This is a genomic window from Bosea sp. ANAM02 (assembly GCF_011764485.1).
Classification (GTDB): Bacteria; Pseudomonadota; Alphaproteobacteria; order Rhizobiales; family Beijerinckiaceae; genus Allobosea.
Genome location: NZ_AP022848.1, coordinates 4,741,606 through 4,768,238 on the forward strand (window position 1 = coordinate 4,741,606; position 26,633 = coordinate 4,768,238).

A 26,633-nucleotide genomic window follows, 5' to 3' on the forward strand; every position below is an offset into this window, starting at 1 on the left:
ATCGGAGGGTTCCGGAACCCCAGGACAGGCCCCGGTTCCGGGTTTCGCCCGGCCCGGACGGCGGGGGTTCGACAACAACCTCACGAGATGATCTGAGCCCATCATGTTCGAGCTTCTAGGCGTTCCGCCGCAGGCGCTGTTCGGTCAGGTCCTTCTCGGCCTGATCAACGGCTCGTTCTACGCCATCCTCAGCCTCGGGCTGGCGGTGATCTTCGGGCTGCTCAACATCATCAACTTCACCCATGGCGCGCAGTACATGATGGGCGCCTTCGTCGCCTGGATGTGCCTGAACTATCTCGGCATCAACTACTGGGCTGCGCTGCTGCTGGCACCGATCATCGTCGGCGCGACCGGCATCGCGATCGAGCGCCTGCTGCTCAAGCGCATCGCCCATCTCGACCATCTCTACGGGCTGCTGCTGACCTTCGGCCTGGCGCTGATCATCCAGGGCCTGTTCCGCAACCAGTACGGCTCGTCGGGCCTGCCCTATGCCATCCCGCCGCAACTCGCCGGCGGACAGAACCTCGGCTTCATGTTCCTGCCGAACTACCGCGCCTGGGTGATCGTCGCCTCGCTCGTGATCTGCCTCAGCACATGGTTCCTGATCGAGAAGACCAAGCTCGGGGCCTATCTGCGGGCCGCGACCGAGAACCCGACGCTGACCCAGGCCTTCGGCATCAACGTGCCGCTGCTGGTGACGCTGACCTATGGCTTCGGCGTCGCGCTCGCGGCCTTCGCCGGCGTGCTCGCCGCGCCGATCTATTCGGTCAACCCGAACATGGGCGGCGACCTGATCATCGTCGTCTTCGCGGTGGTCGTGATCGGCGGCATGGGCTCGATCATGGGCGCCATCGTCACCGGTTTCTCGCTCGGGCTGATCGAGGGCCTGACCAAGGTGTTCTACCCGGAGGGCGCGGCGACCGTGATCTTCGTCATCATGGTGCTGGTGCTGCTGGTGAAGCCGGCCGGCCTGTTCGGCCGCGCGGCCTGACCCGCAAGCAAGGACTGAAGACATGACCGACCTTGCCTCGACCGATGCATCCGCCAGCGGCCTGGCGCTCGCCGAAACCGACGACAGCACCGCGCGCCTGCACCGAAACCTGTTCATCGCCATCGCCGCGGTGCTCGTGGTCGCGCCCTTCGTCGCCTATCCCGTCTTCGTGATGAAGGTGCTCTGCTTCGCGCTGTTCGCGCTCGCCTTCAATCTTCTGCTCGGCTATGGCGGCCTGCTCTCCTTCGGCCATGCCGCCTATTTCGGCATGGCGAGCTATGTCAGCGCCTATACCGCCAAGCATTGGGGCCTGACGCCGGAGCTTGCGATCCTGCTCGGCACCGCCGTGGGCGCCGTCCTCGGCCTCGTCTTCGGCGCGCTCGCCATCCGGCGGCAAGGCATCTATTTCGCGATGATCACGCTGGCGCTCGCCCAGATGGTGTTCTTCTTCTCGCTGCAGACGCCACGCTTCACCGGCGGCGAGGACGGTATCCAGGCCGTGCCGCGCGGCAAGTTCCTCGGCCTGATGAGCCTCGCAGACGACCGCGCGCTCTACTGGCTCGTCGCCGCCATCTTCCTGGGCGGGCTCCTGCTGATCTACCGCGTCATCCACTCACCCTTCGGCCAGGTCTGCAAGGCGATCCGCGACAACGAGCCCCGCGCCATCTCGCTCGGCTATCGCGCCAACCAGTACAAGCTGATGGTCTTCGTGCTCTCGGCGACGCTGGCCGGCCTTGCCGGCGCGACAAAGGCCATCGTCTTTCAGCTGGCATCGCTCACCGACGTCTACTGGTCGATGTCGGGCGAGGTCGTGCTGATGACGCTGGTCGGGGGCTTAGGCACCGTCTTCGGCCCGATCGTCGGCGCCATCGTCATCGTCGCGATGCAGAACTATCTCGCCACGCTCGGCGCCTGGGTCACCGTCGTCCAGGGCGTGATCTTCGTGCTCTGCGTGCTGCTCTTCCGCGAAGGCATCGTCGGCGTCATCGCCAAGGCCGTCAAGAAGCCGCTCTGAGAGGTGGAGGAAAATCCAGTGAAGATCTTGGTGCCCGTCAAGCGGGTTGTCGACTACAACGTGAAGATCCGCGTGAAGGCGGACGGTTCCGGCGTCGAGCTCGCCAATGTGAAGATGTCGATGAATCCCTTCGACGAGATCGCCGTCGAAGAAGCGCTGCGCCTGAAGGAAGCCGGCAAGGCGACCGAGGTGGTCGTGGTCTCGATCGGCCCGGCGCAAGCCGCCGAGACGATCCGCACGGGCCTCGCCATGGGCGCCGATCGCGGCATCCTCGTGAAGGTCGACGGGATCGTCGAGCCGCTCGCCGTCGCCAAGCTGCTGAAGAAGGTCGTCGAGCAGGAGGCACCCGGCCTCGTCATCCTCGGCAAGCAGGCGATCGACGATGATTGCAACCAGACCGGCCAGATGCTGGCCGCTCTCCTCGGCTGGGGCCAGGGCACCTTTGCTTCGAAGGTCGAGCTTGGCGCCGATAGCGTCGACGTCACCCGCGAGGTCGATGGCGGCCTGCAGACGGTCTCGCTCAAGCTCCCGGCGATCGTCACGACGGACCTGCGCCTCAACGAGCCGCGCTATGCCTCGCTGCCGAACATCATGAAGGCGAAGAAGAAGCCGCTCGACGAGACCTCGGCCGATGCGCTTGGCGTCGATGTCGCGCCGCGCCTGAAAGTTCTGAAGACGGCTGAGCCTGCCGGCCGCTCCGCCGGCGTCAAGGTGGCCAGTGCCGCCGAACTCGTCTCCAAGCTCAAGACCGCCGGGGTGATCTGATGACCACGCTGCTGATCGCCGAACACGACAACGCCTCGATCAAGGACGCCACAGCCAAGGCGCTGACCGCCGCCGCCCAACTCGGCGGTCCCGTCCACATCCTCGTTGCCGGCGAGGGCGCCAAGGGCGCGGCCGATGCGGCCGCCAAGCTCGCCGGCGTCGAGAAGGTGCTGCTCGCCGATGACGCGGCCTATGGCCATGCGCTGGCCGAGCCGCTTGCCGCGCTGATCGTCAAGCTCGCCGACGGCTACGACGCCATCGTCGCGCCCTCGACCACGACCGGCAAGAACGTGCTCCCGCGCGTCGCCGCCCTGCTCGACGTGATGCAGGTTTCCGATGTCAGCGGCATCGTCTCGCCCGACACCTTCGAGCGCCCGGTCTATGCCGGCAATGCCATCCAGACCGTGCAATCGACCGACGCCAAGAAGCTCCTGACCATCCGCACCGCCTCCTTCGCGGCGGCGGGCGAAGGCGGCTCGGCTCCGGTCGAGAGCGTCCCGGCGGCCGAGAACCCCGGCAACTCGTCCTTCAAGGGCGAGGAGGTCGCGAAGTCCGACCGTCCGGAACTGGCCTCGGCCAAGATCATCATCTCGGGCGGCCGCGCGCTGGCCTCGGCCGAGAATTTCGGCAAGGTGATCGAGCCCGTCGCCGACAAGCTCGGCGCCGCTATGGGCGCCTCGCGCGCCGCGGTCGATGCCGGCTACGCCCCGAACGACTGGCAGGTCGGCCAGACCGGCAAGGTCGTCGCCCCCGAGCTCTACATCGCCGTCGGCATCTCCGGCGCGATCCAGCATCTCGCGGGCATAAAGGACTCGAAAGTCATCGTCGCCATCAACAAGGACGAGGAAGCGCCGATCTTCCAGATCGCCGATTACGGCCTGGTCGGCGACCTCTTCACCGTCCTGCCCGAGCTCGACGCCGGACTCGCCAAAGCCGGCAAGTAAGATTCAGCGTTCACTCGTCGGACCGCTTCTGACGGTGCTCGGGCTCCAGGCTGGCGAGATCCTCCAGCATGGTGATGGCGGCCTTGACGGCGCCGGCCGGGGCGCTGCGCCCCTGCGCGTCGCGGAACTTGAGGCGAAGCCAGGATCCAAACTCCTGACCGCGAACAGGGAGGGTGCGACGGCCGGCATGGGTCGCCAGAGTCGCATAGGTGCGCGTTTTCCAGCGCGACAGCTCGGCGTCTTCCTGGGCGAGCGCCACCATGATGTCGGCGTCGGTCAGCGCCTTGACGGGCTCGTCGCTCATCGCGCTTCTCCCTCGACCCTGTCCAGGAGCGGGTGGCGATCCAGGTCGACGATCGCGGTAAAGCCATCGCCGTCGCGGGCGATCCGGATGACGATGGCGTCGCCATCACAAGCGGTGATGGCGAGCTGGAGCGACCGCCCGCTGCCCATCGCGTTCGGCCCGGGCGTCCCCGGCATGGCGGCGGGCCCCACGCCGACGGGTTCGATGGCGCGGCCCTCGGGGAGGTCACAGCGCCCCTGCTGTCTCCTGTACGCCATGGCGGCGCGCCAGGTGGCGGGGAACTGCTCTTTGAACATGGCTTTGTCGAACATGACGTCGTCCTTGCTGATGATGGGGGTTAGCGGATGGGGCTGGCGCAGAAGGCCCAGGTCTCGCCGTTGACGAGGCCCGGCAGCGCGGAACAGCAGGCGCTGGTTCTGGACTGGCTCGGGACAGTGCAGGCTTCGACGGCCTGCAGCAGCCCGCTGGGAGCGAGGCGACGGGCACGCTCGCCCTCGCTGGACAGAGCCCAGATCAGCGCGCGCCGGTCGCTGTGGAGCGTCTGCAGCGTGGCGTGAAGGTGTCCCAACCCGAAGCAGCCGATGCTGAGAATGATGAGAATCGGCCAGGCCGGAATGCGCGCGTGGCGGCGAGGCTGCCCGTCGGGGGCTGCCTGGTCGGAGGCGCCGTGGCCGAGCTGGTGCCGCCCTGGATCCACATGGACCGCATTTTCCGCCGAAACCTTCGGCATGGCATTCTTGTAAAACATGAGCGATCTCCCGATGGCGAAGTTCAGGGCTTGATCAGCGTGCGGATGCCCCAGATGGCACCGGTCGAGGGGTCAGGCCCCGGCCTGCACACATCGTCCTCCATCCGCCATCCAGGTATCGAACAGTCCTCAAGGAGCTTGAGAACGCCGCTATCGGACATGCGCCGCGCCCGCGCTCCCTCTTCAGAGAAGGCCCAATGCAGGACCTTCGCGATATCGCGTTGGGCCGCCTCAGGCACGCTGGCCTGGCCAAGCGCGAAGGCGCCCGCCGCCAGGGCCAACACCGCCAGGAAAAGCGCGATCACCAGACCGCGATGGCGGGCGAGCCACGCCGAGGGCGAACGCGACGCTTCCACTGCAGCGATCGTGCGGCCGAGGAAGGTCATCAGCGACGCGTACACGATCAGAAGGCTGAGCAGGACATCGCCCTGGCCCAAACGCATGGTCGTGCACGCATTCGCGATGAAGGCAGCCTCATCGTCCGTGAGGGGCCGCCCGAGAAGCTCTCGCGCGGCGCCATCGAGTGAAGCCCTGTCCATGACGATCAGCCCAGGAACCGGGCATAGGCGAGACGCGACTTCTCCCGCCACCCTTCGAGCGAGGCGCGCTCCCCGCCGGAACCGTGCTGCTCGATCCAGCTCAGCGAATGATGGTCGTCCTTGAACGCGCGCGACAGAGCCTCCGGCAGCAGCGGCACGTCGATGACGCGCCCCGCGGCCAGATACCGCCTGCCCAACTCGGACTGGTTGAGCTGGCGGAACTGGTCGGGGCGGCCGAACCAGCGCGGCCGGAGTAGGTAGATCTCGGCGCCCTGCGCGGCCGTCTCCAGATCGGGCACATGGTCGTAGGAGTTGACGTGTAGGTCGAGCGGCGAGAGCACAAAGACCTTGCGCCCGACGCTACGCGCGGCGAACAGGATCGTCTGGACATGGTCGTTGAAGACTTCGACCTGGGCTCCCGGACAGGACACGATGATCGGCGACGTCGGCTCGGCTTCCGTGATCACGTCGGCGAGGGCTGTGTACCCCTCCTCCTCCGACATCCGCAGGCCGTGACATTCCTGCTCCTCGTGATGCGCGAGGATATAATCCTGAACGACGAAATCGCCGTCGACCAGGGTCGGCATCTTGCCGAGCCGGCGGAAATGGTGGTTCAGATTTGCGGCTTCGGTGCTCTTACCGACCCCGCCCTTGCCGGAGTAGAACATGAACACGGACTCAGCCTCCCCGGGCGGTCCGCTCAGCGTGGTGCTCCCGAGGGCCGCCGCCCTGGTCGAGTCGGCGCGACGATCGTTGGACATCGTAAACTCCTATTTCGGTTGCGTTTTGAGCTGAAACCGCGCGCCAGAAGAAGCGCGCGATGTCGGCGGAGATCCGCCGACATCCGGGTTGCGCGGTGCTGAGGCACCGGCATCGATATCGTTTTCAGCGTCGTCGCCCGCGCTGGCCGGATCGACTGGCGGGGCCGCCGGTGCTGCCGCGGGCAGCGCCTCGCGATGATCCCTCACCCCTGCCCTGAAGGCCTGGCCGACGGCTGGCGTCTCGTGAGCGGCATCCAGGACCGCGGGGCTTGAAAGCGATGCCTGGCTCTGGCCACCGACACTTCCAGTACCGACTGTCGGGCCCGTCGGCTCTCTCGTGGGCGTCGCTTCAGAAACGTTGTTGGGACCCTCAGATTGCGGGTTTGCAGGACGGATGGGCTCGATCCGGTCGTTGACCCTGCAAAGTCCGAGCGCGCCGAGTTTGTCGTCGTAGAACCCCGTCCCAAGGCGAGACCGGTTGACGCGGACAGAATTCGCGGCGAGGTCGGGGAAACCGGATGCCTGCCGAAGTTCGTCGGCAATCTCGCCCCAGTCCTTTTCGAGCAGCCTGAGCTTATCGATCGTCTGGACGTTGATTGCGACGACCTCCCAGCCGTAACGCGGCCTGACGACGTGATCGGCGGCGACCTCCTCGGCGCGCGCGGAGAAGGCACGCTGGATCTCCTCGGCCGAACGCCGATCCGTGACCTTCCTGCCCTTGGCTTTCGCAGTCTTCATCGCACGCTCCCGCAACGATCGATTGCAAATTCTGAGAAGTAAGTCGAAATGTATTTTTGATATACAGATTGATTACAGATACGTATCTGAGCTGTATCAGAAATATATACTAATATTCTCGCGATATTCTCGCTGGAACGACACTGATACGAATAATATAACTTGAAATATGACCTGATTTGATCTTTGATTAGGCAAGTCCGGCCCGTGTTAACTGGAAACCAGCAACACGGTTTTCTTGCCAAGGGGGCGCTGCCCCCTGTGGAACCCCCAACCAGCAAAGCCGGGTGCGCCCTTCGGCGCCGGCTTCGCCGAGATCGGAGATCGAGATGAGCGAGAAGAACCGCTTTCCCCACTTGGTCGCGTTCAGGGTCGATGAGCCCACGCACACCAAGCTGACGACCGTGGCCGAGGTCGCCGGCATGCCGGTCGGCATCTGGGTCCGAGCGTTGGTGCTGAAGGCCGTGGATTCGCAGATGCGGGCACCGAAGGTTCGGCGCGCTGCGGCGAACACCGTCCAGCTCCACGCCATCCTGGAGGAGCTCAAGGCACAGGGCCGGAACCTCAACCAGATTGCGCGAGCCGCGAACGCCAACCCTGGCGCCGCGCAGATCGCGGCGGACGTCGCGCTGATGCGGGCCTCACTGGAGGCGCTGATCTCGTGCATCCTCGACCTGCTGCGCATTGAGGATGACGCTTGATGTATCTCGAGAGCATCCCGAGGAGACTGGGCGGTCTCGGTCGCCATCTCATGGATGCCGGTCGAGGCTCGAACGAACGGGTCATCGTCCGCCATGACCTCAGCCGGGATGTCCCGCACGACGTCACGCTGGCCCTGCGCATGCTGGCGGCGCCCGCCCACCGCGTCACTCGCATGAAGCGCGAGGTCGTGCATATCGTCATATCGCCGGAGCGAATGCTCAGCACGGATGAGCTGGAGACCATGCTTCGAACGATCGAGAAAGAGTACGGCATCCCCGACGGCAGCGCTCGACTGCTGGTCGAGCACGAGAAAGGCGAGCGTGCGCGGCATTATCACGTGGTCTACTCGATGGTATCGGAGGCCACCGGTAGGGCGCTGCGGTTCAATCGGTCCGGCGACCGAGATGAAATGCTCGCCCGCCGGTTCGAGATAGAACTCGGCGAGAAAATCCAGCCGAGCACCCGCGTGGAGCGGACGGCCGAACTCCTGCGCCAGCGCGGGCTCGCCGACCTGGCCGAGATCGCGGCACAGGGCCCGGTGGCGGAAAAAGGCCGGCGGACGTCCAAAGCCGAGACCCGGCAGAACGATCGACTTGGCGTTGATCAGGTGCTGCTTGACGAACGACTCCGGCAGGCCTGGCGTCAGTCCGGGAATGATATGTCCCGGCTTCGCCTCGAACTCGATGCTATGGGATTCTGCCTCGCGGCAGGTGATCAGCGTATCGCCGGCGTACCCATCGTCATGCTCGTTGATGTCGAGACGCTGAAGTCGACCAGCCTCACCCGCCATCTCAATCGCCTGGCGCTGCACGGCAACGGGCCACGGTTTCGCGAGGTTGCCATCGGCGCGAACTTCGGCGAACTGCCCCCACTGGCCGAGACGACCGCCAACCTGCGGAAGGACGCACTTCCGCGTAGCGCCGACGCCGTACTCTTCGAATTCGACCGGATGGTTGCCGAGATGGAAGCCGATGGCGAGCGCGAGGAGGCCGCCAAAGCCAAGAAGGGGCGAGCCCGTCTCGACACCCGCCTGTCGACCTTGGAGCGTGACGACCTGCGAGCCCGTCAGAAGCAGGTTCGCGACCGGTACCGGCAGCGCGATCGCATCCGGCGAGCGCGGGTCAATCGCGCTTTCATCGCCGCCGGGCTGTTCGCAGGCCCCGAGACTCGCAAGGCCGCCTTCTACCTCGTCGCGGCCGGCGTCCTCGCCACCGGCGCAGGCCTGATGCCTGCACTCGTAGTCGCAGGTATCGCAGTGGCCGCGATCCCGACCTTCCATAGCGCCAGGCGCTTGCGCGCCATCACCGATCAGGCTGCGATGCTGGAGCGCGTCGAGATGGCCCGAGAAGTTCAGGACGAGACACGCAGCTTCTTCCGGGAGCGGGCAATCCGTCAGAAAGCCATGTCCGAGAAAGCTTACGCTCAACACGCCCGAATGCGAATCCATCGCAATCGCCAGCGGAATGCCCTCACGCCCGAGGGGCCCCCGACGGGCGTCCGTCGCGCCGTCCAGGGCAGCGCGAACCGCCGCAGGGGCGGGCCGGAACGCTGACAGCGCGCTACGAGTATCAGATGAAAATATTTCGGGCATCTCGGCCTTATCACGTCGGTATCAACCCACGTGTCATGACCGAGATGGGGCCTCTCGTATCAATGTTCCCAGATTCGAGCCATCCGAAAGGCTCGTTGATTGCGCGGCGCCAGGCTTAAGCTGGCGCCTCGTCAGCCGCCTATGCATGTGAGTGGTACATCCAGGCGGAAGAGTAGCCGTCACGATTGGGCCGAAACCGACGCTGTCGCTCTCTCTCGTCCCGCAACAATTCGTCGCCAATGCACCCAAATACCGCACGCTTCGGGTACCGCACGGAAAGGTCCATATCGCTTTGTCAATCGACGACCGTCTGGAGGAGCCGAAACCGACAATGACATGGCGCGAGGTCAATGGGCAGGATCGCCGAACCATCGCGCAGAGGGTTCGACACTTGCGTCCTTCGCACGGGTCGAACGGGCGATGGAGGATTCGAGGACCGGCGACATCTACATCTGCGACCTGCACCTGAACACGATCAAGGTGAAAGCACGGGATTTTCGGTAGCCAGCACTCTCGCTTTCTCGGATCGGGATCGAGTGCGACCGTGCGACCGACGCGACCGCTTGGTGGCTCCCTTTGGTGTTCGAAAGTGCTGAGAATAGACAGCTTTTCCCCAACCTGCCGAGGTCCCATCGATGTCCATACCGTCGCGGTCTCCGGGCGCACCGGTCGCAAGGACAGCCCATCGGGAATTCGTTAGGACGTTGCTGGAAGACGCCGAGAAGCCGAGTATCGGCTGGCGCGGCCTGCTCGCGGAGCTGGAACTCAATCGAAGCGAACCAGCCTGCCATTAATCCCTTTCACCGGATCGCACGGCGTGCGTTCATGCGACGGCGATACAGAGTCTAAATGCGCTCGAAAGTGATCTGCTTCGCGCTTTCCGCGCCGACGCGCATCCTCGAGACCGTGATGCCCCTCTTTCGCAAGTCGGGGGCCAGTCGGGTGACGTGCTCTGAGAGCGAGCGAGGCTGCCGCGGCACCCCGGAATGGCGGGAGTGCCCCTTCTCCTGCAAATGGAGGCCGACCTCGACGAGCAGGTCGCTGGCCGTGCCCTGCCAACGACCGCCATTGCGATTGACCAATGCGAAGATGACCTGCCCAACCTCATCATCGTCCAGGATGTCGCTCGCGCTGGCTTCATGATTACGCTCGAAGGCAGCAATGAACGAGCCGGGCGTCCAAAACGTGGATTCGATGGCAAGCGCCCAGTGGGCGAAGTCGGCCATCCGCGGCAGTTTCGCCGCTGTGGTTCTGGAGCGGTTGATCAACCCTTCGGCGATGATCTGCATGACCCCGGACATGATCTGGGGAGCATCCCGCATGAACGCGGCATGCAATTCACTCTCACTGCGGTAGCGCCCTTTCTCAATGGGCTTCAGCTCGACGACGAGCGCTCGGCTCGCGAGATCGGACCGGGTGATCACGTTGGTGATGGAGTTGATCAAGATGGGTCGGCGTGCTTCGAAGGTGACGAGATCACCGTCGGTATAGTTGGCCCGCCGCTCATCCTCGCTTCCCGTAGCCATGCGGCAGATTTTGTCCGAGACCGCGTCAGGCAGAAAAGACACGTTCTCGAAGAACAGTCCGTGGCGGTGCCGAGCGTACACATCGAAATCCCGCATGCTGTCTGGAAGGCCGCCGCCGGGCGAAAACCGTCCGTCCAGGAGGTATCGGAGAAACCTCGAGACCGTGCTCTTCGCGGACCCATGCTCGCCGATCAGATGCAGGACGGGATAGGGGCCGAATGGTAGAAGCGCAAAGGTCAGCCAGGCGACGATGAGCTGAAATCCCTCATCTTCGACGTTGATGTAGTCTCGCAGCCGCATCAGGTCAGGGACGCCGGCCGGGGTCGGCAGCGACGGTGCAACTCGGAATGTTACGGGGAATTCGCGGTCGATGGTGAAACTGCCGCCACCAAATGTGACGACACGCCCACGGCCGATGTCGATGCCGACCTCACCATCGACCGTCAGGGCCGTTCTCAACGCTAATACCCGCGCCGGCGCCATGACGGCTTCGTTCGTGAGGAGGCGCAGGGCACCATAACGGCCAGCCGAGGTGAGGTGCCTGTCGGTATGCGCCCAGAATAGCTCGTCGATGATCGCGATCAACCGCCTGTCGCCGATCGGAAGAAGCATGGACTGATTCTTCCAGGACAGCTCGACTATCGGCCGCCCATCCTCGTTGAAACAGGTGACATACACACTGACGAGAAGGAACGCGTAATCCGCCTCGCCGATGAAGCCTAACTGCCAGGCTCGATGATCGCTACAATCATGCTCGCGATGGCGGTAGCGCTCACGCTTATGCTTGCGGCCATGCTCCGATTGGTCGTCATGAGCATTATGCAGCGGAACCGGCGGATACCATCCACCGGCTTCGTCACCTTTTCCGTCTTGTCGGATGTCATCAGAGGCCATGCGATCGTTCAGCCTGTAGCTCCGCGTCGCATCGGCCAGGCGATCCGTGGGATCGGTTCTACTGGGCCGCTTGAACCGGCGGCAGCGATGTCGGCGGGAATGGATTGCAGCAGGCGATACGCGGGTGTGCGCATCGCCGCGGCGGTGCTATCCTTGTCCGGAGGTTGAACGTCACCGCGCGGCAGATGCGGCTGCAGCACGAACAGCCTCGATAGATCAGACCTCGGCGCAGATGATGAGGCTCAACCTGAGGTCGATGGCGGCGATCTCCGCCCGCTTCGACGCCACGCGCTCCATCAGATCTTCGATTTCATTCTCGAGATCGCCGATCTCGTCCTCGATCGTGCGCTTAGCATCTTCGGCCGCTTCGACGATATCGAGCTGAAGCCGTTCGATCAGGCCGTCCAACTGCTCAGGATCGGCCTCCCAGTCTTCCAGGCCGACGATCGCCTCGGCGTATTCCTCGTCCTTGAGCTCCTCGACGCGGTACCTGAACCGATCGTCACCACCGACGTCGCGCAGCTCACGGAGAAGCTCAAGGCACCGCTGAGCCTCCGCTTCCGTTCCCGCTGCAAAGCAGACGACATCGCGACCGTCGTCACAGCCCCAGAGCACGGAGTGGATGGACTTGGCGGAAATCTCATCAGACATTTTACACTCCATCGGCCCGTGAGCAGGCTGCTATCGAGCCGCATGTCATGACCGAGACGGCCGCCCGCCGTCTCAATGTTCCCAGATTCCAACTAGCTGGATCGGCTGGCACGAAGAGAGCTTGCGCCGCCCCTAGCTGATAAACCGCTCTCGCAGCGGCGGCGTATAGGCACCCAGACATTCGCGCTCTCGCCGCGTCGGCGCGGCAGAACGGGCGTCACCATCGCCTTGCGCCAATGGACTAAGCCGCTCTCGCGGCAGGGCGCTGCGGCGCGGTCATTGCTGAGATTTCGCCTGTGAGGCGCTGCATCCGAGGATTTCGGGGTCGTTTCCCCTGATCCCTGGAGGCCTCCATGACCGATGCCGTCACCGTCAGTCCGCTGCGTCAGCGGATGATCGAGGACATGACCATCCGCCGGTTTGGCGAGCATACGCAGCGCGATTATGTGCGGCAGGTCCGTGAGTTCACCGCCTTCCTCGGCCTGCCGCCGGACCGGGCCGAGCCTGAGGATCTGCGGCGCTACCAGCTCCACCTGGCCTCGCTCGGTGCCAGCTACGCGCGGATGAACCTGGCCTGCACCGCACTGCGCTTCTTCTTCCATGTCACGCTGGGACGGACCGGCTTCGGTGACCGCATGGCGCGGATCCCGACGCCGGAGCGGTTGCCAGTCGTGCTGGACACGCAAGAGGTGGCGTTGCTGCTGGCCCATGCGCGGAGCCTGAAGGACCGGGCCGCGCTGAGTATCGCCTATGGCTGCGGCCTGCGCGTGTCGGAGATCGCCAACCTCAAGGTCGCCGACGTCGACAGCGCGCGCATGCTGATCCGGGTCGAGCAGGGCAAGGGCCGCAAGGACCGCTATGTCATGCTCGCGCCCGACCTGCTCGACCTCCTGCGGCAATGGTGGCGGGTGAAGCGCCCGCGTGGCTGGCTCTTCCCCGGCCAGCAGCCGGGCCAGCCGATCACGACGCGCCAGCTCAACCGGGCCTGTCATGCCGCAGCCGTTGCGGCCAAGCTCGACAAGCGGGTGTCCATGCACACGCTGCGGCACAGCTTCGCCACGCATCTGCTGGAGCGGAAGACCGATATCCGGGTGATCCAGGTCCTGCTCGGCCACAGGAAGCTCGACACCACCGCCGTCTACACCCGCGTCGCGCTGAAGACGCTGCGCGAGGTGACCAGCCCGCTCGCGCTGCTGGCGCCGCCGCCGCCGCCGTAACGCTCCGCGCCGATCATGGCGCGGCCTTCGCTGGAGGTCGCGGACATCCTGAACCGACATGGCGACGCCTTCCTCGCGCGCCATCGGCTCAGCCGTGGCCAGCTCAAGGTGATCGGTGCAATCCGGGCCTGCCGGACGGCTGCGCTCGGCGGCCATGTCATGGCCTGCGGCGACTGCGATCACGCGACGATCGCCTATAACTCCTGCCGCAACCGGCACTGCCCACGATGCCAGGGCGCGGCGGCGAAGGACTGGCTCGCGGACCGGCAGGCCGACCTGCTGCCCGTGCCCTACTATCATCTCGTCTTCACCCTGCCGGCACCGGTCGCGGCCATCGCCTTCCAAAACAAGGCCGCCGTCTACGGCCTTCTGTTCAAGGCAGCAGCCGAGACGCTCGCCACCATCGCGAGCGATCCCCGGCATCTCGGTACCCGCATCGGCTTCACCTCGGTGCTGCACACCTGGGGATCGGCGATGACCCATCATCCCCATCTCCACATCATCGCACCCGGAGGCGGATTGTCGCCTGACAGCGCTCGCTGGATCCCGTGCCGGCCTGGCTTCTTCCTGCCCGTGCGCGTGCTCTCGCGGCTGTTCCGCAGGCTCTTCCTCGAAGGGCTCACCGCTCTCAATGCTTCCGGGCGGCTCGCCTTCCATGGCGATCTCGCCCATCTGGCCGAAGCCGAGGCCTTCGCCACCGTGCTGGCGCCGCTGCGACGAGCCGACTGGGTCGTCTATGCCAAGCGCCCCTTCGGCGGACCTGAGGCCGTGCTGGCCTATCTCGCCCGCTACACCCACCGCGTCGCCATCGCCAACAGCCGCATCATTGCCATGGATCGGCACGGGGTCACGTTCCGCTGGAAGGATTATCGCGCCCGCTCCGCCGGCGAGACCTGGCGCAAGACCATGACGCTGACGGCCTTCGAGTTCATCCGCCGCTTCCTGCTCCACGTCCTGCCCGACGGATTCCACCGCATCCGGCATTATGGATTGCTCGCCTCGAGCCGGCGCGCCGGCACCATCGCCCGCATCAGGCAGATCATCGCGGCGCCAACACCGGACGCCATGACGGCAGATCGTGGAGCAGAGATCTCGGCCGAACAATCCGATCCGGTCGATGAGCGGAGGCCTCCTTGCCCGTGCTGCGGTGGCCGCATGATCCTCGTCGAGCGCTTCGCACCGGGCACAGCGCCGCGCACCATCCTCGCCGTCAGAATCGACACCTCATGACGATGGCGCCGGGACGACACCCCGAGGAAGCGCCGCCGATCTCGGCCAGAGAGCGGGCGATCCTGTTCGCCCCAGTCGCGGAAATGGAGATCGCGGTGGGCCCGGATACGTCCGATGGGCAGCCAAGCGCGGGCTCCCGGGCATCAAGGTCGGAGCATCGCGCCGCCGTTACGCGCCTCGCGCGCTCCCGCAGACCACGCCGCTCAGCGAAATCCCCATAGCCCACGGCCTCGGGCCGCGGCTTCCTCCACTGGAGGTTCTCAGACGCGGGCCCAAGAGCCGCGCCATCAATGCTGCGCAAGGGCCCGCATCTGAGACCCTTCACATAAGCCGACGTTGAGAGTTTGCCCGAAAGCTGACGTTCCGAGCCCGCGAACGCGTCTTGCTCAATTTTCGGGGTGCCACGGCTCCGTGCGCAGCACCTGGCCGCCCAGCCGGGCAAAGGCGCGCTGGCGGCAGGAGAAAACGATGACCTGCTGGGCGCTGGCCTGGCGATGCAACGCGTCGAACATCTTCTCGATGCGATCGTCGTCGGAATAGACCAGCGCATCGTCGAGGATGACGGGCGTCGGCTGTCCGCCCTTGGCGAGCAGCCGCGCGAAGGCCAGCCGCGTCAGGATCGCGAGCTGCTCGCGCATGCCGCCGCTGAGGACGCCGACCTGCTCGTCCTGACCATTGCGCCTGACCGAGCGCGGCAGCAGCGTTTCCTCGTCGAAGGTGACGCTGGCATCGTCGAACAGCAGGCCGAGCAGCGGGCGCAGCTCCTGCAGCACCGGCGCGAAATAATGGTCGCGCGCCTGCGAGCGCGCCGCTTCCAGCGCATCACGCAGCCGGGTCAGGACGGCGACTTCGCGGGCGAGCACGGTGGTGCGCTGCTGCGCCTGAGCGAGCCGGTCGCGGGTTTCCTGCCAGGCCTCCTCGATCGCGGCCTCTGAGCGGGTCTGGATGCGGCCGTCGAGACCGGCCGCTTCCTCGCGCAGGCGGGTGACCTCCTCGCGCGCCGCGTCCATGACCGAGCGCAGGCGCAGATGGCGCGCCTCGGTTGCCGCCAGATCGAGCCGGCGCGCTGCGAGCTCCTCGACCTGCCGCTGCGCCGCCCGCCAGGCGAGGTCGGTCTCGGCATGCTCCGCGGCGAGGCGCTCCTCGCGCTCGCGCCGTTCCGTCTCGGGACCAAGGCTCTCGGCGAGCGCGGCGAGCGCGGAGGACAATCCGGCGGCCTGACGCTCCGCCTCGACCAGAGCGGAGGCGGAGGTCTCGGTCCGGGCCTGCGCCGCGCGAGCCGCCTCGCGCATGGAGCCAACACGCGCCTCGATGGTGCCGAGCTGCTGGCGCGCCGTGTCGAGGTCCGCAGGCGCCTCATTCGCGCTGGCCGCCTCGATTTCCAGCCGCACTATCTGCTCCCGAAGGGCGGCGAGTCCCCCCGGCGCGAGCAGCTGAAGACTCCGGCGCGCGAGGTCGAGATCGGCCTTGAGGTCACGCGCCTGCCCCTCGCGCAGGCGCGCCGCGGCGAGACTGTCGACCTGGAGCTCGTCGAGCAGCGCCTTGCGCTTCGCCTGCGCCCTGGCGATAGTCCGGTTGTCCTCCTCGGCCTGGGGCGCCGTCACGGTCAGGCGCCCGATCGCGGCGATCTCGATCTGCGTGGTGCCAGTGAGCGAACGCTCCTCGGCCTGCGCGAGCATCACGCCCGCGATCGAGATGCCCTCTTTCGCGCCGTCCGAGTAGTCGATGCGCAAGTGTGGCGCCCGCGCCTCGGCTTTGGCCTGCAATTGCAGCAGCTGGCCTTCCGCCTGCTCCAGCTCGGCGATCTTGCCGACAGGCAGGATGAGACTCTTGAGGGTCGCTTCCATCCGCTCGATCTGCTCGCGGGTTGCCTGCGCTTCGCGCTCGCTGTCTCGGGCCTCGGCCAATCGCTTCGCCGCCTCCTGCGCGCGCATGGCCCGCTCGAGGCGGGCGAGAAGCTCGCGCTGCTCGCGTTCCTCGCGTTCGGCACTCTCCACCGCAGCCGCGGCTTCCCGTACGGCGCCGGCAACGTCCTGATGGCGGGCTCGGGCGGCGTCGCGCGCCTGCGCTGCGCTGGCCTCGGCCTCGCGCAGGCTGGCGAAACGGGCGAGCGCCTGCCGGAAGCCGGCGAGGGCCTGCTCGGCCGAGACGCGCCGGTTCAGCGCGAGGGCCGCCTTGCTCTCGGCTGCCTTGAGGGATTCCGCCTGTGCCTTGGCGGCCGACAGCTCCGCCTCGGCCTCGGCCAGCGCGGCCTGCCGCTCTCGTGCCGTCTCGGGCGTGTCGATCTCGGCGAGCCGCGCCCGGATCGCACGGCGTCGGTCGAGCGCGGCCCGCAGATCGGCGACTTCGGCGCCGAGCCGGCGCTCCTGTTCCGCCAGTTGCTCGCTTTCGTCGATGGCGATGGCGTAGGGACCGCCGGTCCTGGGCCGGCCGGTCGCCGTCACCAGCCGCATCAGCTCTTCCTCGCAGGCGGCGACGGCTTCGGTCATGCGCCGCCCGCCGGTCAGGGCCTCGACCTCGCCCTGGACCGAGGTCAGCACGGTTTCCCGCGCGCGCCGTTCCGTCTCGTCCTCGGCCTTGGCGCGCCGCTCGATGCCGGTCACGCCCTGGCGAACCCAGAGCAGGCCGGCCGGCCCGCTGACGCCGCCCTTCACCAGCGCGGCGATGAAGCGCTCGGCTTCGTCAGCCTGTGCAATCAGGCGGCCGCTGTCGCGGTCCCGAACCTGGGCGCGGCGGCCGCCATAGAACTGCTTGGTCAGCCGGAAGGCGCCGTCGGCGGTGACCAGATCCGCCTCGACCAGCGGGTTGCCGCCGCTATAGGGTCGCAGCGCTTGGACGGCGCCCGGCGTGCCGGTATGCGGCTGGAAGAACAGCGCGTGCAGCGCATCGAAGCAGGTCGACTTGCCATGCTCGTTGGCGGCGCAGAGCACGTTGATGCCGTCGCCAATGCTCTCGATGCGCACGCCGGTGCCGGCAAAGCGGCGGACATTGTGCAGGCGCAGAGCGGTCAGCTTCATCGCGACGCTGCCGCGCAATAGGAGAACAGGCGCATCAGCGCCTCGCGCGCCACCTCGCGCTCGGCCGAGGCGCGGCCGTCGTCCCGGCTTTCGGCAAGCAGCATGTCGGCGGCGCCCCGCAAGGCGCCGGTCCGGTCGATCTGATCGAGGTCCTCGCTCTCGCATTCCGTCACCAGCTCCTGCGCCTCGAGCTGCAGCAGGGCGAATTCGGGCGCGATCGCCTGAAGATCCGCTTCGAGCTGAGTCCGCGCCGGCGGCCGCGTCCGGCCTGTCGCGACGATGCGCAGGAGCGTCTGACGCCGCGATGGGCCCGCGGGCAGCAGCGCTGCCAGATGCGCGTTTGGGTCGTCGCCCGCCAAGCATTCGAGTGCGAGCGTGCGCCAGTCGAACACTCCGGTCACCACGGGCTCGACCGCGGGCTCGGTTCCGGCCGCGGGAATCGTGACCAGCAAGGCGCGGCCGGAAGCGTCATGCTTGAACCGGTCCGGCTCCGGCGCGCCGCTATACCAGCTCCGCGGCCCGATCCGCATCTGGCCATGCCAGTCGCCGAGGGCGAGATAGTCGAGGCCAGCGCGGATAGCCCGGTCAGGAGCAACGACGTCGCTGGCGCCGCCGTCCTCGGAAAAGCTCTGCACGGCGCCATGGGCGAGCCCGATCCGGATTGTGCCCGCCGGGGTCGCCGCCGCGTCCATCCATTCGGTGAGATCGCGGCCGGGCCGGCGCGTCGTGCAGGGCGCGGGAAGCAGAACGGCGTCGTCGGCGAGTGGGAGAAGCGTCGGCTCGGTCACGAGCACTACATTGGCGGGCCGCGCTGTCGCCAGCCCGGCCCAGAGCGCTTCGGCGGCGAGAGAATCGTGATTGCCGGGCAGCAGAATCCAGCGAAGGCCGTCATGTCCCGCCATGGCCGCCAGCGCCTGGCGAAGCACGGCCGGGCTCGGGGTTTCTGTGTCGAACACATCGCCGGCGAGCAGGATCGTCTCGACGCCGGCCGTGCGGGCCTGGGCCGCCAGCCGGTCGAGCACGGTATGGCGGGCCTCGCGCAGGCGCCCGCGCAGCTCCTCTGGCATCGATCCGAATGCCTTGCCGAGATGCAAGTCGGCGCTGTGGAGAAAACGGACCATGCGATGCCTTTTACTCGCCGTCGCTTGGAGCCGCGGCCAGGTGGGTGGCTGCCCGCTGTAAGGCCTCGTCCAGACGAGCCCTCGAGGTTGCCGCCAGCCTCTCAACACCAAGGAGCCGCGCTAGAGCGAGTGCCGGATCGATCTCCTCCAGCAGCGCGGGCTCGCTGACTGCAATGCTGGCAAGCTCGGCAAGCGGGACGTCTGGTATCGCGCGCCGCGCAGCGACATCCACCGGCGCACGATAGGGGCAGATTGGTGCAATAGTGCCTGGCCTCCAAAGGAAGGGGCCGCTCGACTCCTCAGTTCGCGGAAGGTCGCGCAGATGCAGGTCGATGCGCTCCCTGATTCGAGCGCCTGTCCGCAACCAGCCGTGCGCCCGCGCAATGCGCTGGGCAAGCACATCCGCGCGCAACGGCGCTTCCGCCTCCATCACCGCATCGACCATGCCACGCAATGTGCCCCGATAGCCGAATTCGAAGAACTGGTCCGGATCAGCTCGGAATTGCGATAGGTCGGCTAAGCGATACTGCGCTCCGCCGTGGGAGGGACTGGCCCCTCCCTCCGTTCTGGACGCCACCTTGACAGCTCCGGCGACGGGCGAGGCTATGACATCAGCGGCAGGCGCAGCAGCCAAGACATCGTCCTGCGGCGATTGCTCGCGACCGTCGCGCACGGCGTCCTCGGTCGCTTCCTCGGACTCGGCAGCGTCCAGGTCGAGCTGACCGGCTTCGACCTCCACGCCGAGCTCCCAGTGGAGTGCCTGGTCAGTTGCTTCCTCGGCTGCTCGTGCGCGACTGTCGGCGAGCAGAGCCTCAAGCGCTTCGTGCAACCTCTGCATCGCCCCATTGGGGTCGAACCACCAATCCGTCGACCAGACACGGACGATATTCCAGCCCAGTCCTCTCAGGACCTGCTCGCGCACTTTGTCGCGGTCCCGAGCCGTCGCGGAGCTGTGATAGGTCGCGCCATCGCATTCGACGCCCGCGAGATAGGCACCGGCACGATCGGGATGCTTCACACCGATATCGACGCGGAACCCGGAGATGCCGACCTGCGGCACGACCTGCCAGCCGAAGCGAGCGAGTTGCTCCGCAACCGCCTCCTCAAATGGAGATTCGAGCCCCCCAACTGATCCCTCATCCCGGGCCGGCAGCGCGATCGGACCGCGTTCCGCAAAGTCGAGGAAGGTCTTGAGATGATGCACACCGACCGCCTTTGTCCGGCCCGTGTCGATGTCATCGGCGGCGAAGCCGGAGTACACGACCAGCTCCTGTCGGGCGCGGGTCACGGCAACGTTGAGGCGCCGCTCGCCGCCGTCGCGGTTCAGGGCACCGAAGTCCATCGTTCGCTTGCCAGCCGCATCTTTCGAGAAGGTGATCGAAAACAGGATGACGTCGCGCTCGTCGCCCTGAACATTCTCAAGGTTCTTGACGATCGTCGGCTCGATCCGGTCTTCGGCGAAGTACCATTCGAGAGAGGGTTCGAGGCGGCGCGCCTCGTCCAGAAAGTCCTGAATCAGAGCCTGCTGCTGCGCGTTGAAAGTGATGATGCCCAGCGTCGGCCGGCTTGCCTCCGGCATGGCAAGCCAGCCCCGCATGCGCCCGACGGCATCTTCGACGAGCCTGCGGGCTTCAGTGCGGTTGGTTCGGGTCTTGCCACGATCGTAGACGCCCTCGACCCGCACGAGGCGCACGGAGCGATCCTCGACGGTCGGAGCCGGGAAGGTGATCAGGCGATTCTGATAGTAATGCGCGTTGGAGAAGGCGATCAGCGACTCGTTGCGGCTGCGATAGTGCCAGCGCAGGTCGCGCACCGGAATGCCGGCGGCCTTGGTTTCGTCGAGGATGCTCTCCAGGTCCCGCTCATAATCCTCGACCTCTTCGTCATCCTCGTTGCGCCCGAAGAAATTGGTCGGCGGCAATTGGCGGGGATCGCCGACGATGATTGTCTGCCGTCCCCGGGCGATCGCGCCGACCGCGTCCCAGGTCGTGATCTGCGAAGCCTCGTCGAAGATCACGACGTCGAAGAGCGCCTGGTTCGGCGGGAAGTACTGCGCGATGGACAGGGGGGACATCAGCATGCAGGGCGCGAGCTTGCCGAAGTTGCCCGGCATGGCGCCGATCATCTCACGAATCGAGCGGCTCGGCCTCTGCAACTCCATCTGATGGCGCAGAAGGCCGAGCTCGGAGTTGCGTGGCACGCTCTGGACCGAGGGCAGGCCGTGAGCCAGAGCGCTCACCACGCGGCTGGTCGCCTTGGCCCGGACCAGATCGTCAATCTCGCGGAACTCTTCGATCGCATGCTCATGCTGGAACCGGCGGAAGTCGCGCAGCGTCGCGTGAGAATCCAGCGCCAGAGGCAGCCACCAGCGCGCATAGGCAAGATCGAACGCCTCCCGCGTTTGATGTGGGGAAAGCACTTCGCTCTCCAGATCCTGGATCAAGGCGCTCAGGCCCTGCGCCTCGCCCAGCGCGCGGATGCGACACCAGCTCGTCCAGTTCCGTAGCAAGAGGCGCGCGCTCGCGATGTCATCGGCGAGCGACAGAAGCTCTGAGAGGACTGTTGCGCTTTCCGACCGGACCGGAGACGATCCGGCTAGCGCAGAGAAGCGCGCCAATGCCGCCGAAAAACTCCGGTAGGCTTCGCGATAAGCGAGCGCAGCATGCCGGATCGGCTCTGCATCGCTGCCCGACACCAGAATCGGGGCGATCGTCTTCACGATCGCGCGGATGTCGTCTGCGGCTCGCCCGAGTCGCAGGAGACTATCTCGCAGCTTGGTCGCGCCCGTCAGATGCCGCTCGATCGCCGACACGTCGGTGTCCAGGCCTGCAAAGCGCAGCGGCTTGCCGGCGAGCCCACTTTTGTCGGCGGACGCATGCAGTCCCTGCAGGCGGCGCAGGATCGGCAGGTCCTTGTCAGGGTCAGGCTGACCGGTAGTGGCATAGCTCTGCAGCAGCTTCTTCACCCGCCGGCTAGCCAGCCAGCTGCGCGGCCACATGGCGGCTCTGGCCTCGCGCCACCCGCGCTCGAGGTCATCGACGGGAACGCGCAGCACCGAGTCGCGGGCGAAGGTCGCAGAAAGCTCGGCTTCGGCCGCTCGGTAGGATGAGATCGATCCCTCTAGCTCGGCGAGGGCGTCCTTCAGGCGGCCGAAATCCGGATCGAACGCGATCCGCTGATCGGTGCCGGCGCTATCGTGCAGCGTGGCTGCGAGCACCGAGAATCGCTCCAGCTCCTCGGCCGATGCATCGCCACGCGCCGATAGGCCAAGGTGGGGCAGAAACGCGGTGAGTGACTTTCGCAGTGTCGACACCGTGCCTGCAAGCTCGCGCGCTTGCGTGAGCAGTTGCTCCTGCCAGGCGGAGGACCACTCGGGCGTGTTCACGCAGGTGAGAACCGGCATGCGTTCGACCGCAGAGAAGACGCGGCCGATCTCGTCCGCGAGATCGCCGAGCACGCGACGCGCCTCGTCGTCATGGGCATCGCGATGCGGCCAGCTCAGAACCGGCGCATAGTGCTCGCGGCCCCGCAGCGCGATGCCGAGTGCGATATAGGGCGTCAGCCCGTTTGGATGCCGCTTGTGGAGCGCATCGACATAGGCGTTGAGCACGTCGCGCTTGAGCTTGAGCCGGCGGTTGACCGCAATCCAGTCCGACTGCGAGGCCGCGCGGCCTTTTTCCCACGAGTTCCTGAGCTGGGCGAGGAATGATTTGCGGTCGGCCTTGTTCGAATGAAGCTCCAGGCAATGGTCGCCGAGGCCGTGCGCCTTGAGGCGGCGATGCACGACGTTGAGCGCCGCGGTCTTCTCGGCAACGAAGAGCACGGTCTTCCCGGATGCCAGGCAGTTCGCGATCATGTTGGCGATCGTCTGGCTCTTGCCTGTGCCGGGCGGGCCGATGATCACGAAATCCCGCCCCTCGGCGGCCGCGACGCTCGCCGCGATCTGGGACGAGTCCGCCGGCAGGACAGAGACGATGTCGGCTGGGTCATAGCGCCGATCCAGTTGCCGCTCGTCGACGAAATCATCTGCCGCACCCGGAAAAGGCCGGTCCGGCGAATCGATCAGATGCCGGACGAGCCGGTTCTCGCGCAGGGCATCGGTGCGCTCGACGAGGTCCTTCCACATCAGATGCTTTGCGAATGAGAAGGTCGACAGCGCCGCGTCGTCGATCACCTCCATGCCAGGCACATCGCGCACCGCCTGGCGCATCGCGCCGAGCAGGCGCGGCACGTCGATACCGTTTTCGTCTTGCGGCAACTCGCCTGCGAATTGCGGCAGCGGCAGATCAAATTCGCGCTCGAGGAACTGCAGCAGCGTGGCGTTGAAACGCGGTTCGTCCTCGTGGAAGCGCAGCGAGAATTGCGAACTCGCACTGCGCCGGTCGAGCTTGACCGGCAGCAGCAATAGCGGTGCACGATAACTGCGTTCGTCGCTAGGTTTGCGCTTCCAGCGCAGGAAGCCAACCGCGAGAAACAATGTGTTTGCGCCGCCCTCGGCGAAATCATTGCGCACCTGACGATGAAGGTCGATCAGCCGCGCTTCAAGATTCTTGGCCTCAAGCGGCGAAGCAAGCTCGCCGCGTCCGAGGGCATCTGCCGCGAATGTGCGGTGGAGATCCTGGCCCCGGACCTCGCGGTAGAGCGCCGCGTCACGCTCGCCGAGCGGATTGTGCTCGGGAAGGGAGATCAGCCGCATCGCGCTCCCCTCTGCGAGCTGATCCTCGAGATAGGCTACATCCGTGCACAGAAACGGGATCGTCTTTTTCGAGTCGGGGAAGTTCAGCAGCCGATTGCGCAGAGTGAGGTCGAGCAGCTTCTTCTGCCAGCGGTCGATCCGTCCGGCTGCAGTGGTTGGCTTGAGCTCGACGACCTCCGTCGGCACGTCGATCGGCCCTGGATCGATTGTGATCGGCAGGTCGATCTCGTCATCCTGGGCATGATCCGCTTGAGCGGGTGCATGGGAGGCGAGCGGCATGATGCCGCCGCTGCGGGAGCGATGCAGGTCGATCGCTGCCACGAAACCGGCTGCCTGCGTATCCTCGAAGCGTGGTGCCACAAGCTGGCGTGCATGGTCGAGCGTGACCGGCGGCCTGTGTGTCACGCCCGTCGTCTCGAACGCGACGAACTCGCGTGCGGCGATGGCTTTGCGGACCTCGGTGAGGTCTGTCTCGACCGCATTGGGAAACGTCCGCTTCGTCAGCCACACCCCGACCGCTGCGTGATTCTGGAACAGCAGCAGCGCTGAGTTCAGCCCGCAGCCTTCGAGTGCCGCAGCAAACAACAACGAGGTGTCGAGGCAGGTGGCCAGCCGGTGTTGTGCGACGGCGGAGGGGCGCCGGACCTTCTGCCCGCGTTGCTCGAAGCTCGCCGGAGGTTCGGCATAGTGCAGCTTCAGCCCAGCAACCGCGGAATACACCGCTGCCGCGAGCAGCAGGCTCCGCTTGGGATCGTTCGATTGGTAACCATCGAGGCCCGAGGGATGGCCATGCCCAGCCCAAGAGTCGGCGGCAGATCGCAGAATTTTCGCGACAGCCGGATCGTTAGGGAGGACGAACGCCGGCAGGAGTTGCGCCATGTCGGCGACGCCGCCCCATTCGTCGCGCGCTAGCAACCTGACCGGGACCCGGCTCTCGGCTAGGCACTCATCCTTGGCATATAGGCGCAAGGTGATTTCACCCCGTTCCGCCTCATCCAATCCAGCCAGGTAGCCAGCGTCGAGCTCGATCCGCCTGTCACTGATGACGATGCGGTCGCCTGGCACCAATCGATCGACTGTCCAGAGCTTGGGCCGCAGAAATCCAGGCGTCGCCACCATCGCCAGCCGGCACTGTTCGAAATGCCGATCGGTCGGATTTTCTATCGCGAGGGAGCGCAGAACGGGGATCGCATTTTGATAAGATGCGAAAGTGAAGCTTGTAGCAATGTCTGAGTCGATCTTGACCGACGTCGGCACTTCACTGGCGCCGTTCGTCGTGTGCCCACTATCTCGATCTAGCATTTCTTCGCCCCAGCGGAGGCAGGATAGAACCTAAAGTTGCAGTATGCCAAGCTGCAATACCCGCAAAATTATGAAGACGCGGCCAAGCGCCAAGACCTGACATCGAAAATGACCGCAGAACGGACACGCCTTATAGGGTTTGCGCCTGCCCCATAATGAACCGCCCCGGCTTCGCGGGAGGCCGTTTGGTTTGAGTCACGCCGCGATGGCTGGCTCATCCAGCATGGCGTAGTAGCGTTCTTCTGCTTCGGCCGGCGGGATGTTGCCGATGGGCTCCAGCAGCCGGCGATTGTTGAACCAGTCGACCCAGGTCAGCGTCGCGAACTCCACGGCCTCGAAGGATCGCCACGGCCCGCGCCGATGGATCAGTTCGGCTTTGTAGAGTCCGTTGATCGTCTCTGCGAGAGCATTGTCATAAGAGTCGCCGACGCTGCCGACGGAGGGCTCGATGCCAGCCTCGGCGAGGCGCTCAGTGTATCGAATGCTGACATATTGAGACCCCCTGTCAGAATGGTGCACGAGGCCGCCGCGATGGATGGGCCGTCGCTCATGCAGCGCCTGCTCCAACGCGTCGAGCACGAAGCTGGCATGGGCCGTCCGCGACACCCTCCAACCGACGATCCGCCGAGCATAGGCATCGATCACGAAGGCGACGTAGACGAAGCCCGACCAGGTGCTGACATAGGTGAAATCCGAGACCCACAGCATGTTCGGCGCCGGCGCATGGAACACCCGGTTGACATGGTCGAGCGGGCACGGCGCCGCCTTGTCCTGAACGGTCGTGCGGAGGGGCTTGCCGCGAATGACGCCTTGCAGGCCGAGCTCGGCCATCAGGCGTTCAACCGTGCAGCGGGCGACGTCGAACCCCTCGCGCAACATCTGCCGCCAGACCTTGCGCGCGCCGTAGACTTCGAAGTTCTCGCCGAACACGCGCTCGATCTGCGGCTTCAGCTCCAGGTCCCGCTTCGCCCGAGCCGACTGCTTCCCGGGATCGGTCCGCCTGGCGACATGCTCATGGTAGGTTGACGGGGCGATCGGCAGCACCTTGCAGATCGGCTCGACCCCATAGGCCCCACGATGCTCGTCGATGAAGGCGATCATGACCGGTGTCGGCGGTCGAGCTCCGCCTGGGCAAAATACGCCGACGCCTTGCGCAGTATCTCATTGGCTTGCCGCAGTTCGCGGTTCTCTCGTTCGAGAGCCTTCAGTTTGGCCGCCATATCCGTCGTCAGCCCGGGCTTGCGGCCGCTGTCGACCTCGGCCTTCTTCACCCACTCGCTCAGCGTCTGCGCCGTGCAGCCGATCTTGCCTGAAATCGACGTGATCGCCGCCCAGCGCGACGGATGCTCGGCCTCGTGATCCAGCACCATCCGCACCGCGCGGGCACGCACCTCAGGCGAGAACTTGTTCGTCGTCTTGCTCGTCATAGCCCCATCCTCTCAGGAGTTCGGGCCTCCGACAAATCCGGGGCGGTTCAGTTGATGTTGCCGCGCGCGGCCTTGGAATAGGGACAGGTCTGGTGAGCCTCATCGACGAGGCTCTGCGCCAGTTCGAGGTCGAGGCCGGGAAGGCTGACGCGCAGGCGTGCCTGCAGGAAATACGCACCGTCCGTCATGCCGAGATCGACCTCGGCATCGACGGTGAGGTCTGCCGGCAGGACGAGCTTGCGCTTGCCGGCGGCCAGGCCGATCGCGCCGATGAAGCAGGCCGACCAGCCGGCGGCGAAGAGCTGCTCGGGATTGGTGCCGGCACTGGCGCTGCCGGGAGGCGACAGCTTGATATCAAGCTTACCGTCGGAGCTGCGCGAAGCGCCGTCGCGGCCACCGGTTGTTTGAACGCGGCCGGTATAGAGGACCTTCTCGATCGTGGGCATGGAACGCT

The 26,633-nt window shown here is 65.9% G+C and carries 21 protein-coding genes and 1 other annotated feature; of the genes, 8 read left to right on the forward strand and 13 right to left on the reverse strand.

Annotation, left to right across the window (positions count from 1 at the left end; all coding sequences use genetic code 11):
* The first annotated feature begins 103 nt into the window (after positions 1-103).
* The 4 genes from OCUBac02_RS22665 to OCUBac02_RS22680 are packed head-to-tail and all read left to right on the forward strand — an operon-like array spanning position 104 to position 3,715.
* Positions 104-991 (forward strand): branched-chain amino acid ABC transporter permease, encoded by an 888-nt coding sequence (locus OCUBac02_RS22665; protein ID WP_173048540.1) that lies wholly within the window; start codon positions 104-106, stop codon positions 989-991.
* Positions 992-1,013: 22 nt separating this feature from the next.
* Positions 1,014-2,006 carry a branched-chain amino acid ABC transporter permease gene (locus OCUBac02_RS22670; RefSeq protein ID WP_173048915.1) on the forward strand — a complete coding sequence of 331 codons (993 nt, stop codon included), beginning with the start codon at positions 1,014-1,016 and terminating at the stop codon, positions 2,004-2,006.
* 18 nt (positions 2,007-2,024) lie between these two features.
* Positions 2,025-2,771 (forward strand): electron transfer flavoprotein subunit beta/FixA family protein, encoded by a 747-nt coding sequence (locus OCUBac02_RS22675; protein ID WP_173048917.1) that lies wholly within the window; start codon positions 2,025-2,027, stop codon positions 2,769-2,771.
* Positions 2,771-3,715, forward strand: coding sequence for an electron transfer flavoprotein subunit alpha/FixB family protein (locus tag OCUBac02_RS22680; RefSeq protein ID WP_173048919.1), 945 nt, complete (start codon positions 2,771-2,773; stop codon positions 3,713-3,715). The genes OCUBac02_RS22675 and OCUBac02_RS22680 overlap by 1 nt, the downstream gene beginning before the upstream one ends.
* 10 nt (positions 3,716-3,725) lie before the next feature.
* On the opposite strand, the gene OCUBac02_RS22685 is transcribed toward OCUBac02_RS22680, so the two are convergent.
* The 6 genes from OCUBac02_RS22685 to OCUBac02_RS22710 all read right to left on the reverse strand — a co-directional run bounded on the left by OCUBac02_RS22685 (position 3,726) and on the right by OCUBac02_RS22710 (position 6,805).
* Entirely contained in the window at positions 3,726-4,019 is a 294-nt protein-coding gene (locus OCUBac02_RS22685) for a hypothetical protein (RefSeq protein WP_173048921.1), read from the reverse strand.
* A complete protein-coding gene (locus OCUBac02_RS22690; RefSeq protein WP_173048923.1) occupies positions 4,016-4,330 on the reverse strand; it encodes a hypothetical protein in 315 nt (104 codons plus the stop codon). The genes OCUBac02_RS22685 and OCUBac02_RS22690 overlap by 4 nt, the downstream gene beginning before the upstream one ends.
* A 26-nt stretch (positions 4,331-4,356) precedes the next feature.
* Complete coding sequence (locus OCUBac02_RS22695; RefSeq protein ID WP_173048925.1) at positions 4,357-4,749, reverse strand: hypothetical protein; 393 nt, start codon at positions 4,747-4,749, stop codon at positions 4,357-4,359.
* Between the two features lie 41 nt (positions 4,750-4,790).
* Positions 4,791-5,210 carry a hypothetical protein gene (locus OCUBac02_RS22700; protein WP_173048927.1) on the reverse strand — a complete coding sequence of 140 codons (420 nt, stop codon included), beginning with the start codon at positions 5,208-5,210 and terminating at the stop codon, positions 4,791-4,793.
* A gap of 101 nt (positions 5,211-5,311) precedes the next feature.
* Positions 5,312-6,067: a P-loop NTPase gene (locus OCUBac02_RS22705; RefSeq protein ID WP_173048929.1), complete on the reverse strand. Its 756-nt coding sequence runs from the start codon at positions 6,065-6,067 to the stop codon at positions 5,312-5,314.
* 9 nt (positions 6,068-6,076) lie between these two features.
* A complete protein-coding gene (locus tag OCUBac02_RS22710; protein WP_173048931.1) occupies positions 6,077-6,805 on the reverse strand; it encodes a hypothetical protein in 729 nt (242 codons plus the stop codon).
* 329 nt (positions 6,806-7,134) lie between these two features.
* Here OCUBac02_RS22710 and OCUBac02_RS22715 point away from each other — a divergent pair, with 329 nt between their 5' ends.
* Complete coding sequence (locus OCUBac02_RS22715; protein ID WP_173048934.1) at positions 7,135-7,506, forward strand: plasmid mobilization protein; 372 nt, start codon at positions 7,135-7,137, stop codon at positions 7,504-7,506.
* The gene (locus OCUBac02_RS22720) at positions 7,506-9,059 is read left to right on the forward strand and encodes a relaxase/mobilization nuclease domain-containing protein (protein WP_173048936.1); all 1,554 of its coding nucleotides are present in this window, start codon (positions 7,506-7,508) and stop codon (positions 9,057-9,059) included. Before OCUBac02_RS22715 ends, OCUBac02_RS22720 begins: the two co-directional genes overlap by 1 nt.
* Positions 9,060-9,943: 884 nt before the next feature.
* On the opposite strand, the gene OCUBac02_RS22725 is transcribed toward OCUBac02_RS22720, so the two are convergent.
* Both OCUBac02_RS22725 and OCUBac02_RS22730 read right to left on the reverse strand, forming a co-directional pair.
* Entirely contained in the window at positions 9,944-11,518 is a 1,575-nt protein-coding gene (locus OCUBac02_RS22725) for a hypothetical protein (RefSeq protein WP_173048938.1), read from the reverse strand.
* A 216-nt stretch (positions 11,519-11,734) separates the two neighbouring features.
* The gene (locus OCUBac02_RS22730) at positions 11,735-12,169 is read right to left on the reverse strand and encodes a hypothetical protein (protein ID WP_173048940.1); all 435 of its coding nucleotides are present in this window, start codon (positions 12,167-12,169) and stop codon (positions 11,735-11,737) included.
* Between the two features lie 353 nt (positions 12,170-12,522).
* Between OCUBac02_RS22730 and OCUBac02_RS22735 the strand changes: the two genes are divergently transcribed.
* Together OCUBac02_RS22735 and OCUBac02_RS22740 are read left to right on the forward strand one after the other, a co-directional pair.
* The gene (locus tag OCUBac02_RS22735; RefSeq protein ID WP_173043471.1) at positions 12,523-13,386 is read left to right on the forward strand and encodes a tyrosine-type recombinase/integrase; all 864 of its coding nucleotides are present in this window, start codon (positions 12,523-12,525) and stop codon (positions 13,384-13,386) included.
* A 15-nt stretch (positions 13,387-13,401) separates the two neighbouring features.
* Positions 13,402-14,616 (forward strand): IS91 family transposase, encoded by a 1,215-nt coding sequence (locus OCUBac02_RS22740; RefSeq protein ID WP_173043472.1) that lies wholly within the window; start codon positions 13,402-13,404, stop codon positions 14,614-14,616.
* A gap of 386 nt (positions 14,617-15,002) precedes the next feature.
* Here OCUBac02_RS22740 and OCUBac02_RS22745 read toward each other — a convergent pair whose 3' ends face one another.
* The 5 genes from OCUBac02_RS22745 to OCUBac02_RS22765 all read right to left on the reverse strand — a co-directional run bounded on the left by OCUBac02_RS22745 (position 15,003) and on the right by OCUBac02_RS22765 (position 26,625).
* Positions 15,003-17,633, reverse strand: coding sequence for an AAA family ATPase (locus OCUBac02_RS22745; RefSeq protein WP_173048942.1), 2,631 nt, complete (start codon positions 17,631-17,633; stop codon positions 15,003-15,005).
* A complete protein-coding gene (locus OCUBac02_RS22750; protein WP_173048943.1) occupies positions 17,630-18,754 on the reverse strand; it encodes a metallophosphoesterase family protein in 1,125 nt (374 codons plus the stop codon). Before OCUBac02_RS22750 ends, OCUBac02_RS22745 begins: the two co-directional genes overlap by 4 nt.
* 10 nt (positions 18,755-18,764) lie before the next feature.
* Entirely contained in the window at positions 18,765-24,752 is a 5,988-nt protein-coding gene (locus tag OCUBac02_RS22755) for a DUF3320 domain-containing protein (protein WP_173048945.1), read from the reverse strand.
* A gap of 195 nt (positions 24,753-24,947) precedes the next feature.
* Positions 24,948-26,179, reverse strand: a protein-coding gene (locus OCUBac02_RS22760) for an IS3 family transposase (protein ID WP_173048946.1) whose coding sequence is annotated in 2 segments (ribosomal slippage) — positions 24,948-25,888 and positions 25,888-26,179 — 1,233 coding nt in all. Because the reading frame shifts where the segments join, the coding sequence is not laid out codon by codon here.
* Positions 25,779-25,895: a sequence feature (AL1L pseudoknot), on the reverse strand. It overlaps the preceding gene by 117 nt.
* A 47-nt stretch (positions 26,180-26,226) precedes the next feature.
* Positions 26,227-26,625, reverse strand: coding sequence for an organic hydroperoxide resistance protein (locus tag OCUBac02_RS22765; RefSeq protein WP_173048947.1), 399 nt, complete (start codon positions 26,623-26,625; stop codon positions 26,227-26,229).
* Positions 26,626-26,633 lie beyond the last annotated feature (8 nt).